Annotated in this window: 12 protein-coding genes; 3 read left to right on the plus strand and 9 right to left on the minus strand. The window is 69.0% G+C overall.

Annotation, left to right across the window (positions count from 1 at the left end; genetic code table 11):
• Positions 1-13: 13 nt before the first annotated feature.
• Complete coding sequence (locus HUA76_RS28465) at positions 14-856, minus strand: SDR family NAD(P)-dependent oxidoreductase (protein WP_254614545.1); 843 nt, start codon at positions 854-856, stop codon at positions 14-16.
• A 99-nt stretch (positions 857-955) separates the two neighbouring features.
• On the opposite strand from HUA76_RS28465, the gene HUA76_RS28470 reads away from it, so the two are divergent.
• A complete protein-coding gene (locus tag HUA76_RS28470) occupies positions 956-1,540 on the plus strand; it encodes a TetR/AcrR family transcriptional regulator (RefSeq protein ID WP_371745766.1) in 585 nt (194 codons plus the stop codon).
• 17 nt (positions 1,541-1,557) lie between these two features.
• On the opposite strand, the gene HUA76_RS28475 is transcribed toward HUA76_RS28470, so the two are convergent.
• The 5 genes from HUA76_RS28475 to HUA76_RS28495 form a co-directional block, all read right to left on the minus strand.
• Positions 1,558-2,211 carry a lipopolysaccharide assembly protein LapB gene (locus HUA76_RS28475; RefSeq protein WP_174458956.1) on the minus strand — a complete coding sequence of 218 codons (654 nt, stop codon included), beginning with the start codon at positions 2,209-2,211 and terminating at the stop codon, positions 1,558-1,560.
• A 521-nt stretch (positions 2,212-2,732) separates the two neighbouring features.
• Entirely contained in the window at positions 2,733-3,464 is a 732-nt protein-coding gene (locus HUA76_RS28480) for a hypothetical protein (RefSeq protein ID WP_141646925.1), read from the minus strand.
• 78 nt (positions 3,465-3,542) lie between these two features.
• A complete protein-coding gene (locus tag HUA76_RS28485; protein ID WP_174458957.1) occupies positions 3,543-4,127 on the minus strand; it encodes a hypothetical protein in 585 nt (194 codons plus the stop codon).
• Between the two features lie 94 nt (positions 4,128-4,221).
• Positions 4,222-5,013 (minus strand): enoyl-CoA hydratase/isomerase family protein, encoded by a 792-nt coding sequence (locus tag HUA76_RS28490; protein ID WP_174458958.1) that lies wholly within the window; start codon positions 5,011-5,013, stop codon positions 4,222-4,224.
• Positions 5,014-5,088: 75 nt separating this feature from the next.
• Positions 5,089-5,991 carry a hypothetical protein gene (locus HUA76_RS28495; RefSeq protein ID WP_174458959.1) on the minus strand — a complete coding sequence of 301 codons (903 nt, stop codon included), beginning with the start codon at positions 5,989-5,991 and terminating at the stop codon, positions 5,089-5,091.
• Positions 5,992-6,426: 435 nt separating this feature from the next.
• Between HUA76_RS28495 and HUA76_RS28500 the strand changes: the two genes are divergently transcribed.
• Complete coding sequence (locus HUA76_RS28500) at positions 6,427-7,341, plus strand: hypothetical protein (protein WP_174462624.1); 915 nt, start codon at positions 6,427-6,429, stop codon at positions 7,339-7,341.
• Positions 7,342-7,399: 58 nt separating this feature from the next.
• On the opposite strand, the gene HUA76_RS28505 is transcribed toward HUA76_RS28500, so the two are convergent.
• The 3 genes from HUA76_RS28505 to HUA76_RS28515 form a co-directional block, all read right to left on the minus strand.
• A complete protein-coding gene (locus HUA76_RS28505; protein ID WP_141648481.1) occupies positions 7,400-7,777 on the minus strand; it encodes a hypothetical protein in 378 nt (125 codons plus the stop codon).
• Positions 7,778-7,805: 28 nt separating this feature from the next.
• On the minus strand, positions 7,806-9,989 hold the full coding sequence (locus HUA76_RS28510) for a methyl-accepting chemotaxis protein (protein WP_174458961.1): 2,184 nt from the start codon (positions 9,987-9,989) through the stop codon (positions 7,806-7,808).
• A gap of 267 nt (positions 9,990-10,256) precedes the next feature.
• Entirely contained in the window at positions 10,257-11,060 is an 804-nt protein-coding gene (locus tag HUA76_RS28515; RefSeq protein ID WP_174458962.1) for a hypothetical protein, read from the minus strand.
• Positions 11,061-11,368: 308 nt separating this feature from the next.
• On the opposite strand from HUA76_RS28515, the gene HUA76_RS28520 reads away from it, so the two are divergent.
• The gene (locus HUA76_RS28520; protein ID WP_254614546.1) at positions 11,369-13,336 is read left to right on the plus strand and encodes an APC family permease; all 1,968 of its coding nucleotides are present in this window, start codon (positions 11,369-11,371) and stop codon (positions 13,334-13,336) included.
• The last annotated feature ends 220 nt before the right edge of the window (positions 13,337-13,556 follow it).

Here is a 13,556-nt window from a genome sequence, read left to right on the forward strand (position 1 = left end):
GGCCGCGCGGGCCTCAAGTGCCCGGGAACAGTCGCGCGTGGACCTCGCGCACGGCGCGCCGCGTGGCGACATCCTCCGTCACCGCGGGCCAGGGTTGCTCCGTTTCCTCCATCCACCAGGAGGCCTGTCCCGGAGGAGACCAACGCTTCCTGGAGAGGACTCGGACGAGGCGCTCGGCGCAGACCTCCGGCGACTCCCAGCCGCGCTTCACGAGCGAGAGCAGCCAGCCCACGGGCCCCGTGCGCGCACCCAGGTCCGTGCGCACGACGCCGGGATGCATCACGAGCACGTCCAGCTCCGGATGTTCGGTGGCGACGTCGCGCATCGCGAGCGCGAAGCCGAGCTTGGTGTCGCAGTAGGTCCGGATGCTGGAGAAGTCCTCACCCATGGGTGTGCGCGCCGCGTCGAACCGGCCCTTCACCAACAGTCCCGCGCTCACCAGCAGGATGCGGCGCAGCCGGCCCGCGTCGAGCAACGCCTGCTGCATCACCCACGGCGCGGCATGATTCACCACGAACGCCCGCTCCAGCCCGTCCGGCGTCAGCTCCCGTCGCGATGGCCACACGCCCGCGTTGTGCACCAGCGTGGACTCGGGGCCCACTACGTCCACCAATCGCCGCCCCAGGTCGCGCGCCGCCGCGAGAGAGGAAAGGTCTCCAGGCACGGCGAGCGCCTGCCCGCCGTCCCGCTGGATGGAGAGCACCAGCGCGTCCAATCGGGCCCGGTCCCGAGCAACCAGGATGAGTCGGTCCTCCGTCGACTTCGCGAGGGCCTTTGCCAGCGCGTGACCGATGCCACGCGACGCTCCAGTGAGGATGAGGTCGGCCATGGACACCAGCCTGCCAGCCCTGTTCATGAATTGGAAGAATATTCCAATTCGAGAGTCTGGGGTTTGATGACCCAAGGAGGGGGCAGCGCATAGGGTAGGGCGATGGGGCCAGCACGACGGGACGGGGTGAAGCGACGCGATGCCTTGCTGGATGCGGCGCTGCACTGCTTCGCGGAGCGGGGCGTTCTCAGCACGGGCATCGAGGAGATTCGCAAGGCCGCGGGGGCGAGCCCGTCGAGCGTCTACCACCTCTTCGACGGGCTGCCGGACCTGACACTGGCGTTGCTGATTCGCACCTTCGAGCGCCTCTTCACGCACCTGTCGGAGCGCGTGTTGCCCACCACCACGGCGGAGGCGGCCGTGGTGGCCTTGGTGGATGGCCACCTGGAGTGGATCTTCGCCCACCGGGATGAAGGGCGCTTCATGTACCAGGCGATGGCGATGGAGCTGGGGACGCACGCTGCGGGAGCGCTCACGGCGCGCAAGGCGGAGCTGCTCGCGCCCATCGTCCAGCACTTCGGGCGCTTCATCGCGGAGGGCTCGCTGCCACCGTGGCCGCCGCTGCTGCTGGATGTCGTGCTGCTCGGCCCGAGTCACGAGGCCTGCCGCCGCTTCCTCGCGGGCGCTCCGCTGGAGCCCTCCTGGATGCGAGGCCAACTGCCAAGGCTCGCGTGGCAGAGCGTCAAGTCCAGGGAGGCTCACGGCTCATGACTGCCAAGGGCTGACGCTTAGCGGCCCAGCAGCACCGCGCGCAGCCACGACGCGAACGCTCCGACGGTCGGCGTCACCTGGGCTTGCGTCCACCGCAACCTGCGCATGTGGCGGCGACTCTTCGCTTCCGCGGGCAGGGGCTCCAGCACCGCGAGCGCTTCGTCACGCTGCTTCTGTCGCGCGAGCAGGAGCGCCAGGTCCAGCTTCACCTCGAACAACGTCGCGTCCAGCGCGAGCGTCTCGCGAAGCAGGAGGATGGCACCAGGCCGCTCGGCCCCGCGACGGAAGTGGAGCCGGCCTCGGAGCAGTGTCTTCACGGCCTCCGCGCGGTGTCCCTTCACGACGTGGAGTTGCGACACCTGTCGCCAGAGGTCCAGCTCCAGGGGAAACAGCTCCGCCGCCTGCGCATAGACGGCGAGCGCCTTGTCCGCGAAACCCTTGTCCAGATGGACCTGGGCCGCCGCGCGGAAGCTCTCCAGCGCGGCCTCCGGCTGCTTCACCCGGGCCAGCAGCGGCGCGAGCTTGCCGAGCACCACCGCGTCCTTCGGCTCCAGCTCCAGCGCCTTCCGGTAACCAGAGATGGCCTTGTTCAGCCGGCCCTTCGAGCGAGCCAGGTCCGCCTCGGTGACGAGCTCCGAACGGGACGGCGGCGTCTTGCTTCCGAACAGCATCGCGACTCCGCATTGAAGTCGCCCCGCGCGCCGAGGGCAACCCCACACGAGCCCTCACGGCGAGACATGTCCGCCAGGTGAAACAGCCGCGCTGGAAGTTTCGACGGGACAAATAGGTGAGCCCGATCAGGGTGTCCTCCTGACCGGGCTCGGGGTGCTGCCATGGATGAGGTCCGCACGTTTAAGACTTCGCCTCAGTCTGATGCCCCGTGTCCTGCGATTGAACGACCGCCGCGCAAGCGAGTGGAGCGGCGGGCTGGAATTGCACCAGCATCTCGGGGAGAAGGGCGAAGGCGGTTGATCGGACCTGCGACAGCGAATGCTGAGTCTGGAGTGAGAATCTGAGCGTGGGGTGCTTCGCGGGCCCGTGACGTCGCTTGCCTCTACCCGTTGGGCTACCCCGCCGCAGGAGTGGATGGCGGGGGCAGGGTTCGAACCTGCACTGAAGGCGACCCGGGAACGCTCGGCATCAACTTGCTGCTGAGTTTGAGCTTGTACTCCGAAAGGACTGCGCGCCGAGTCTAGCTGAAGAGGTAGCCGAGGAGAACCTCGCCCGACTTCAACTCTTCGACCTCCACCGCGTTGGCTTCCTCGCGCGCGAACTTGACCGCCTGCTGAAGCTTCTCCACACGCTCCACCAGCTCATTGACCCGGACGGCGGGGAGAGCGCCCGAGTACTTCACCGTCTTCCAGTAACCGACGACGATGTCCTCGTAATAGACCTCCACCTGGGCGGGGTGCTTCTCGGTGGCCTCGGCCTTCACGTGGTTGCGGGGGACCTTCTTCGTCTTCGCGGTCTGCACCGGCTCGGTGGCCCACAGGCCCTGCGCCGGGTCGGGGACCCAGGACTCCGACGGGTCCAGCGTGGGCAGCTTCTTCACGAAGGTCTGCAGGTCCACCAGCTGCTTCTCCAGGAAGAGCAGGTACGTGGCGGGGGCGCCCTTGAGCAGCACCTTGCCGTCGACACGCACGTCCGCCTTCGCGTGACAGTTGGTGAGGTCCTTGGTGGCGGTGACGTCGAAGAGCCGGGTGAGGATTTCCTTCGTCTTCTTCAGCACGTCGTCGGTGCGCACCTGCACGCGCGTGGACTCGGGAGGGAAGCGCTCACCCTCTTCGTCACGGGGCTGATAGGTGCGGGAGATGCCGTTGAGCAGCTGCGGCTTCTGGAGGTCGTGGTGGGCCTGCGTCAGCTCCTGCTGGGAGCGGTTCTTGACGCCCTTCTCGACGGCGATGATCTGATTGAGCTTGGTCATGATGTTCGTGTCTTCGAATTTTTGAGTTGGGGGCCCAGGACGGTTCGCTCGGAGCGTACCTGACGCGGACCCGGATTCTCAGTCGGGCTTGCCGTAGCCCACGAGCGTGTCGTCCTCGAACTCCGCCACCCATCCTCCAGGGAGGGCGAGCGCGGACAGCAACGCGGGGCGGCGACGCAGCAGGGCGTACACGGGGAAGGTCTCGAAGGTCTCATCGCCGGGCGGGCCGGGTGGGACGATGAGCCAGCCGGAGTCGGTGCCCTCGGGGGCGCGTGCGCGCGCCATGGCGACCCGGGGGCTCCTGTCCCAGCCGGGCACGGCCGCGACCTTGTCCCCGTAGCGAGGAAACAGGGGCTCGGTGCCCACCGTCTGCGTCGTCTCGAGCATCCGCCCCTGGACTCGCAGCGTCACGGTGATGTCGTCGCGCCAGTCGGTCAGCGGGTTGCCGTCGAAGTCGGGCTCCGTCACCACCAGCGAATCTCCGCGCGGGTCCAGGCGCAGGTTGGACCAGCCGAAGCGCAGCGTGCGTCCGGGGATGAGTCCGCCGGGAGGCAGGCGCTCGAGCACGCTCAGCACCCACTCCGCCTGTTCCTCCGCGTCGTCCGTGCACATGAGCACCACGTGCACCCCGTGCAGGTGTCGCTCCAGTCGAAGCTGTCCCATCTCCATCCCTCCCGCCGCTGTCTCGCGTCCACCGCGAAGCCGCCCGGCAGCATGTCGCGAACCCTGGCGACGAGGAAGCACGGCGATGGGCGGATTACCGCCCCTGGAACACGGGAGGCCGTCGCGCCGCGGCGGCGGCGAGTCCTTCGCCCAGGTCTGAGCTGCCGTAGCTCTCCGCCTGGAGCCGGGCCTCTTCCGCCAGCGCGCGATGGAGCCCCGCGCGGTCCAGGCCGAGCCGCTGCTTGAGTCCCCGGGTCGCGAGCGGAGCGTTCGACGCGATGCCCGTCGCGAGAGCGCGTGCGCGGGTCCGGGTCTCCGTGGCGGGGGTGGCCTCCAGCGCGAGCCCGAGCCGCACCGCCTCGCGGCCATCGAAGCGCCGCCCGGTGAGCAGCAGCTCCGCGGCGCGCTGCGGGCCTGTGCGCAGTGGCACGAGCCACGTGGCGCCCATGCCGGGATGCAGGCCGAGCTGCACGAAGTTGAGGGCGAGCTTCGCGTCCTCGGAGACGATGCACATGTCGCACGCGAGCGCGACACACAGCCCCGCGCCAATGGCCGCGCCCTCCACCGCCGCCACCGTGGGGACGGGCAGGTCCAGGATGCTGAGATAGCGTGAGTAGAAGTCGAGCATGAAGACGCGGGCCTCCTCGAAGGAGACCTGGCGCAGTCGCTCCAGCATCAGGAGGTCGCCGCCCGCGGAGAACGTCCCGCCCGCTCCGGCGAGGACGACGGCGCGCACGTCCTCCCGCCCACGCAGCTCTTCCACCCGCGCACGAAGCGCATCCCCCAGCTCGGGAGTCATCGCGTTGCGGCGCGCGGCATCGTTCAGCGTGAGCGTGGCGACGCCACCTTCAAGGTCGAGCAGCACGCCCGTGGCCTGGACAGTCATGCGCGGACTGTAGCCGCATCCGCCCTCGCGCTCGGCGGAAAGGGCATTGTGAGCGCGAGGGCAGGGGCCTTCCGTCTAGAACGCCCGATTCACGGCGTACCCGCAGATGCGGTGCTCGGCCTTGTACGTGTTCGGGCCGGGAATCCCGTCGATGGGGCCCGTGTAGCCGAACCCCCGGCCCACCGTCTGGACGCGCTGCCAGTAGATGGCGCCTGGGATTCCGTCTTCTTGCGCGGAGGTGCGCGGGCCGCCCCGACGGTTGAGCTCGCGCGCCGTGATTCTCACGCGAATCTTCTCCGTGTTCGGTCCGGTGACACCGTCGATGGGACCCGTGTAGCCGAAGTCCCGCCGCCCCACCGTCTGGATGCGCTTGTAGTAGATGGGCCCGGGGATGCCGTCGTCCTCCGTCGACGTCCGAGGCAGACCTCCGCCACCGGGCAGGGGGCCATGGTCCGGGATGACGCTGCCCGCGTAGTCCAGCGACCAGCCGAGATATCGCGCGCCGGACTGCGCCGAGTACCCCGACACGCTGTTGATGCCAATGGCGTTGCCCCAGCTCTCCGCGAGCTTTCGCGTGGCCATGAAGACCGTGGTGCCACCGCCGTTGAGGTCCAGGCCCACGTGGCCGAACGAACCGATGTCCCACCAGTGGAAGGCCCCTGCGGGAGCCTGCGAAGCGGCGTAGGGCTGCCGGGTCGACGCGTGATAGGCCTCGATGGCCGAGGGCCGCGCCGAGGACTCCGGGAACTGTCCGAAGCGCCACATCAGCGAGCCGCACCATTGGTCCCACGTGCCGCCATCCCGCGTGGGATGGGCCGCGGCGTAGTTGCGCGCCCGGTTGTAGATGGCGGTGTTGAGCTCGGCCGTGCTCGTGTCGAGCGACTCGGGCGCGTCCGTCACCCCTTCGCCCTCACCACCACAGGCGGAGAGCCCCACGAACAGCAGGGCGAGGAGCCACATCTTCCGTTTCGTGTGCATCTTTCTTCTCCAGGCGGGGTGTTCCCGCGAGCGGTTCTCGGGCCGTGCACGGCGGGCCTGTCGCACCGCGATTCGACCCGGGGTCCACACGTTGTCGGGCCGGGGATGTCCGGAGTTTCCGAAGAATCGGAATTTAAGAAGTGGCTGTCTTCATCCGCGTGTGGGTGTTTTCAGGAGGGCGCGGAGGATGGGCACGCCCGTGGCGCGCCGGCGCGTCTCGCTGTCGGTGTAGCGGTTTCCCGGGGGAGTCTCCCGGCCGAGGGCCCTGTTGAGGGTCGCGAGCTTCCGTCGCGGTCGTAAAGTTGGATTGGTTGTGATTGCCTTGGAGAAGCGTGTCTGGTTGGTGTACATGGGCGCGGGCGTGGCGGGTGGTGTCTGTCTTGCTGCGCCATTCCTGGCGTGTGTACTGTCTTTTGTATGACAAGGAAATCCGCCGTGGTGTCTTTCTTTCTGCTGCTGGGCGTGGTGGCGACTCCCGCCTGGGCGCAGGTCCAGATGATCTCCATCTCGGTACCGCCGACGATCACGACCCCGCTCTCGGGCTTCAACGTCCAGTACTCCATGGCCGGCAGCAAGTCAGGCGTTGGAGCGGCGGTGGCGCAGTTGAACTTCTATTTGTCGGCCACTGCGAATGGCAGCAGCGGCGTCTACCCGCTGTTCACCACGCAGATCGCGCTCCGGGGAAGTGGACTTGGACCCTATCTGCCGCCGGTGGGAACCCAGACGCAGTTCATCTCCCGGTTCTCCATGCCCGCCAACACCGTGGCCCAATTGGAGTTCATCTCCAACGGGTGTCAGCCATCGACCTGGTATGTCCTGGGCCGCGTGGACCTCACCGGCGTGTTGAGCGACAACAGCCTGCTGGGCACCACGAAGCCGCCCGACTTCTTCTTCACGGCCGGCACGCTCAGCCCGGGCACCATCCAGCCAGGAGGCTCCGCCGACCTCTCCTTCGAACTCTTCACCCGCTGCGCGGCCCCCTCGGCCACGCACGTGGGCGTCTTCCTGACCGACCCGGACTTCCAGATTCTGGAGGGCATTGGCGCCATTCCCATCAGCGCGGGCGCGGGGACGTGGTCCTTGCCGCCCACCACCATCACCTTCTCGCCGACCATCGCTCCGGGCAGCTACCGCGTCGTGGTGCTGGCGGACGTGGATGGCGTCGTCGCGGAGAGCGACGAGAACAACAACGGCGGGTTCTTCGAACTCGAGGTCACCGCCGCCGCGCTGGCGTCAGATGCCGCGGCTCGGCCCCTGGAGCCCGCGCCTCCGGTGCCGTTCGATGGGGCCTCGGTGCTGTCCGACCTTGAAAGCGGGGCTTCGAGCCGCCGCGACATCGTGTCGTTCTGACCGGAACCAGGACCCGAGCCCGGTGCCTTCCTCACGAAAGGAAGGCGCCGGGTGGGTGTCAGTAGATGGTCAGGGAGAGCTCGTCGCCGGGCCGGACGGACATCTCCTGCTCGCTTTCGAAGCCACGCTCGCTGCCCAGGCTCTTGTGGCCCAGGGTGCCGATGATTTCGATGCCGAAGCGGATGCGGTCCGTGTTGCCCACCATGTCCGGGGGCAACACGAAGTTGCGCGTCGACATCCCCGGCACGGTCCCCAGCCGCATCCGCCGCGTCCCCGTCAGCGCGTAGAGGTTGACGTCCACGAGCTTCCGGCTCTCCACCGCCACCGTTGTCTTGGGGGGCGGAGGCTGATTGGGGTCCGAGGCGGCCCCATGGGCCCCTCCACACGCTGAAGCCACGGCGACGAGCACGAGCAGCAGGGCGGCCTGGGTACGCATGGGACCTCTCTTCCGAGGGTGTTGGGGGCTACCGGGGTGGCGCGACGCTCGTGGAGCCCTCTGCCCGGAGCGACTGGGTGGCCAGGCCGGACATGCTCTCCGCCAGCGACTGGACGGAGCGGGTGGCCTCCTGTGTCTCCTGAACCGTCTTCAGGGTGCGCTGCATCTGTCCGGAGAGCTCCTGGATGGCCATGGCCATCTGCTGGGTACCGGAGTCCTGCGCGCTGACGGCGGCGGTGATCTGCCGCATGCTCGCGCTGGAGTCGCCAATGAGGATGGCCAGCTCCTGGAACTGGGCGCTGGACGTGCGCACCGCATCCAGGCTCTGCCGGACGCGCTCGTCGCCCTTCTCGCTGAACTGGGCCGCCTCGCGCATGCTGGCGCTCACGCCGTTGAGCACCTCGCGGATGCGGTGCGTAGCGCGGATGGACTGGTCCGCCAGTCCTCGCATCTCCCGCGCCACCACGCCGAAGCCCCGGCCGCTCTCGCCGCTGCGCGCCGCCTCGATGGCCGCGTTGATGGCCAGCATGTTGGACTGGTCCGCCAGGTCCTTCACCGAGTCGACGATGCCGGACACCTCGCGCGTCCGCTCGTCGAGCGCGAGGATGCGGCGGGCCATCTCCGACACCTCGTTGCGAATCGCCGCCAGGTCCGCCAGCGTCCGCTCCAGCGCGGCGCTGCCTTCGCGGCCCACCTGCTCGGCGCCTTCCGCGGACGCGGCGAGCGAGCTGGCCTTCTCCGCCGTCATCTGCGACGAGCGGCGGATCTCCTTCACCGTCTGCTCGGCCTCCTGGAGCGCCGCCGCCTGACGGCTGACGCCCTCGGTCTGCTGGTCGCTGGTGGAGCGCAGTTGCTGCACCACCGTGGCCAGCTCACCGGCGCCGGTGCCCATGCGCCCCGCCAGGTTGCGCACCTCCAGCTGCCGCTCCTCCAGTTGCCGGGTGTGGGCCTCCAGCGAGCGCACCACCTCCATGGAGCGTCGCGCGACGATGCCTATCAGCGACAGGGTGAGCGCCAGGTATCCCCAGTGCGACACGTTGCCCAACGAAAAGCTCAGCACGCCGATGACGGGCAGCACCGTGAGCGCGAGGAAGAGCACGAGCCCCGACATGCCTCCCACGAAGATGCGGGCGTCGGGGTTGCCCCGCCACGCCTCCGCCGCCGCCACGCTGAAGCAGATGAGCAGCATGATGAAGGAGAAGGGCAGGAAGGGCACCAGGATGCGCTGCGCGGTGCCCAGGTCCAGCAGGGCGGACAGGGCCGCCACCACGCAGAGCGCCGTGTAGCCCATCGCTCCAATGCGGAACCAGCGCCGCTGGTTGTTGAGGATGGCGTCGGACACGAACTCGATGAGGCCCGACACGAGCAGGAAGATGCCGAGCACCGTGAAGCGCGTCGCGGTGATGGGCGCGTCCCAGAGCGCGTTGGGCATGCCGCTCAGGCCCAGCAGCACGAAGCCGCCGCTGGCGGAGAACACCGCCAGGCCCGCGAGCATCCGCCGACGCCAGTGCATCAGGAATGCTCCACCCGAACCCACCGCCACCGCCAGCAGCAGCATGCCCATGACGAACGGCGCCTGGCCCTCGCGCGTCACCTTGGCGAGCAGTTGGTGCCGCGAGCCGATCAACGCGCCCTGTGCCACGCCGATGTTCGGGTTGCTCGACTGGACGCGCAGCAGCAGATGTCCACCCAGCGCGGCGCGCGGCACCGGCACGACATGCCAGGCCATGTTGTCGGACAGCTCCGCGCCAGACGTGTTCAGTCGCCCGCTCACATAGACGCGCTGACCGTTGGCGTAGGCCTCCACGGCGTTGGTGACCTCACCCAGCATGACGGCGGGCTCGGCCCACGGCCCCTGGGGCAACGGGATGCTGACCCACAGAAAGACGTGGGTGCCGCGTCCCGGTGGCGGCTTGAGCGCCTCCATCGTGCGCCAGTCCTCGGCGACGTTGGCCGTCTGCGCCCACAAGGGAAGTCCATCCGCGCCTTGGGGCGAGTCACCCCAGCGGTAGCGCCATCCCTCCAGCAATGGGATGGAGGAACTCGCCTCCTCGGCCGCGCGGGCCGTCGGTGCATGCACGAGCGCCATGAACAGCGCGCAGCCCAGCAGGGCCAGACGCGCGACTCGGCGCGACGGTGCGTGACGCCTCGCGATGGAGTCGCGCGGGGCAAGGCTGTCGAAAGGTGTCGGGGAGGGGCGGTAGGCAGCCATGAGGAGGCCAATGCTCGACTGGCGGCGCATGACTGTAAATAGGTCTGCATCCCCTGACATGTAGGAAAGGTTTGGGAAGGGCCTCTGGGAGCCGGGGAGTGAGCCTTTTCCGACGCGCCACGGCAACATTTGGGAGGGGCGGTTGTGACCCAGGTGCACTTGTCACGAGACATCGTGTCAGGAGCGGGGGAAATCGGGCACCGGGCCGGGCGGGCCGTCGTGGACGGCTCGCCCGGTCTTCCGCCTCGCGGGCCTGCTCCGCGCGCCTCAGAACGTGCGGAAGACGCCGCGCACGCCCAGGGTGAAGAGTGCATGGAAGCCGTCGTCCACGGCGGAGACGGGGGAGGTCTGCCCGGGCAGGCCGGCGATGCTCAACGTCTGGTCACCCGTGCGAACGGTGTAGCTGCCCAGCGACGCGGTGACGATGGGCCCGAACGCGACGTAGCGCGTGAGCCGCACGTCGCCTCCGGCGCTGAGGCGGATGAAGGTGGGGCCCCGGTCCGTCACCTGGGTGTCGATGTTCGCGGCCACGGTGCCTCCGCCGGGCACGGGCACCTGGGTGGTGCCCTCCACGTGGCTCTTGAGGAACTCCAGGCCCACGGCCAGCCCCACCCACGGGTCGAAGCCCGACTCCGGATTGAAGTGGAAGCGGCCCTCGGGGCCGAAGCGCCATTGGGAGTTGTTGCAGTCGAACCCCTCCGGACAGGAGATGTCGTTCGTCTTGGTGAAGACCTTCTCCCAGCTGCCCCAGAGCCCCGCGTAGAAGCGGGGGTTGAAGCGATAGCCCAGCTCCAGCATCAGTGGCAGGGAGGCGTTGGCGGCGTCGGTGATCTTCAAGTCCTCCCGGGTCCCCGTGCGCGACGTGCCGTCCTTGTAGACGTAGCCCGCGCCCAGGCCCAGGTTGATACCCACCGCCAGTTGGGGGCCGGCCATCCCGTGCTCCGCGCGGACATCCATCTCCACCGGCTCCACCGGGCTCGACTCGCGCGTCTCCGACTCCTGCGCCACCGCTGTCCCGGAGACTCCCAGGGTGGCGATGACAGATAGCGTCCAGCAGTGCCTCATGGCCATACGTGCTGCCCTCCAATGCGATTTGCGGGGTGGACGTGGAAGTGACCAATCAGGGAGGGCTCCGTGAAGCCGACTCCAGGGCCGAGCGTCCGGGGACGACACAAGCGGACTCCGGGTGTTGGCAGCCCATCACCCCGGGGCAGCAAGGTGTCCGCGCGGAGGCATGCGACGTGTCCTGGGGCGGATGCGAGGGATTGGGTGGAGTCGCGCGCCTGGCACGCCGCCCGCTCTGCCTGGAGCGTGGCATCCCCAGGTTGCCCGTGAGGGACGCCCGGCGACGGGACCACGAGGGGCGCCAGAGGGGTGGCATGGAACACGCCAGGACGAGCCGCCGGAGCTGGATGGACATGCTGCTCGGCAAGCCCCTCACGACGGCGCAGGCGTCACACGAGCAGGTGGGCGTGCTCGCGGGCGTGGCACTCCTCGGGCTGGATGCGCTGTCGTCCGCGGCGTATGGCCCCGAGGCCGCGCTCACGGTGCTGCGCCCCCTGGGCCCCACGGGCGTGAAGCTGCTGCTGCCCATCACCGCGTGCATCGTCGGGCTGCTGGTGGTGGTGGCGTCCTCCTACCGGCAGACCATCGCAGCCTACCCGCGCGGCGGTGGTGCCTATACGGTGGCGCGAGAGAACCTGGGCCGTCGGGTGGGGCTGCTCGCGGCGTCCGCCCTGCTCTTGGACTACCTGCTCAACGTGGCGGTGGGAATCTCCGCGGGCGTGGGCGCCATCGTCTCCGCCTTCCCCGCGCTGCGGCCGCACACGCTGGGGCTCGCGCTGGGGTTGCTGGGCCTGCTCACGCTCGTCAACCTCCGAGGCGCGCGGGAAGCCGGGGCCTTGTTCCTGTTGCCCACCGCGATGTTCATCGGCTCGCTCTTCATCCTGCTCGCCGTCGGTGCGTTCCGGGCCTTCGCGCAAGGGGGCGCTCCGGCCAGTGACATCCCTCCGCCAGCGCTGCCCTCGCCCTCGGCGAGCGTGGGCTTGTGGCTGGTGCTGCGGGCCTTCGCCAGCGGCTGTACGGCGATGACGGGCGTGGAGGCGGTCAGCAACGCGGTGCCGGTGTTCCGCGCGCCCTCCGTGCGCCGCGCCAGGCTCACGCTGTCGCTCATCATCCTCGTCCTCGTGCTGCTGCTGCTCGGCGTGTCCGCGCTGTGCCAGGTCTATGGCGTGGGCGCGACGGCGCCCGACGGCCCGGGCTACCAGAGTGTCCTGTCCCAGTTGCTCGCGGCGGTGACAGGGCGGGGTGTCTTCTATTACGTCGCGATGACGTCCATCCTCGGCGTGCTCGCGCTGTCGGCCAACACCAGCTTCGCGGGCTTCCCTCGCGTGTGCTGGCTCCTGGCGTTGGATCGCTATCTGCCCGTGGCCTTCGTGCACCGGGGACGCAGGCTGGCGTACTCGCGAGGCATCCTGTTGCTCGCGGTGCTCGCGGGGTTGCTCATCCTCGCCTCGGATGCCATCACCGACCGGCTCATCCCGCTGTTCGCCATTGGCGCGCTGCTCGCCTTCACCCTCTCGCAGACGGGCATGGTGGTGTACTGGACGCGCCGCCGCGAGACGGGGTGGCGGTGGCGCCGCGTCCTCAACGGCGTGGGCGCGCTTCTGACGGGGCTTGCGCTGGCCATCGTCATCGTCGCCAAGTTCACCCATGGCGGCTGGGCCGCCGTGGTCATCATCCCGCTGGGCGTGCTGCTGTTCAGTCGGGTCCACAAGGCCTATCTGCGCGTGCGCGAGACGACAGGGCTTCAGCGGCCCATGGCGGTGGACTCGCGCGGGAGCATGGTGGCGGTGGTGCCCATGAGCCGCTGGTCCCACGCGTCGGAGACCGCCCTGCGGTTCGCGCTGGGGCTCTGCCATGACGTCCGCGCGGTCCATGTGCGCACCGACGAGGACGAGGCCGCCCCGGGCTCCCTGGCCGAGCAGTGGGCCGCGCTCGTCCAGGAGCCCGCGGTGCGGGCCCGCCTCCAGGTGCCGAGGCTGGACGAAGTCCCCTCGCCCTACCGGGGGCTCGTGCAGCCCCTGCTGGACTACGTGGACAGACTCCTCGCCGAGGACCCGCACCGCACGGTGGCCGTCGTCCTGCCGGAGCTGCTGGAGCGCCGGTGGTACCGGGCTGTCATGTATGGGCGCCGCTCCGAGCTCCTGCGCAGCACCTTGATGCTGTCCGGAGCCCGGCGCCTGGTGGTCATCAGCGTGCCCTGGTACCTGCGCACCGAGGACCAGTCCCAGCCCGGCTCCGCCCTCGGGCCCGTCGCGGAGTCAGGGCCCGTGGCTCCTTCCTGAGCACCCGACACGGAATATGTGTTTTGACTGGAATTGTTGCAGGGCTCTTTTGCCAAAAATTTCCGTGTAGGTTGTTTCCCTCGCGTCCTGGCCCGCAGGCGGTGTTGCCCTGGGGGGCGGGTGTCGAGCCCTTCATCGGGCAGACAATCACTCTCGGGCACCCATCATCCGAGAATGTCTGTCTGTTCATGCCGCGTGTTCATCACACGCCGGGACTGAA

The organism is Myxococcus sp. CA056, assembly GCF_013336715.1.
Lineage (GTDB): Bacteria > Myxococcota > Myxococcia > Myxococcales > Myxococcaceae > Myxococcus > Myxococcus llanfairpwllgwyngyllgogerychwyrndrobwllllantysiliogogogochensis.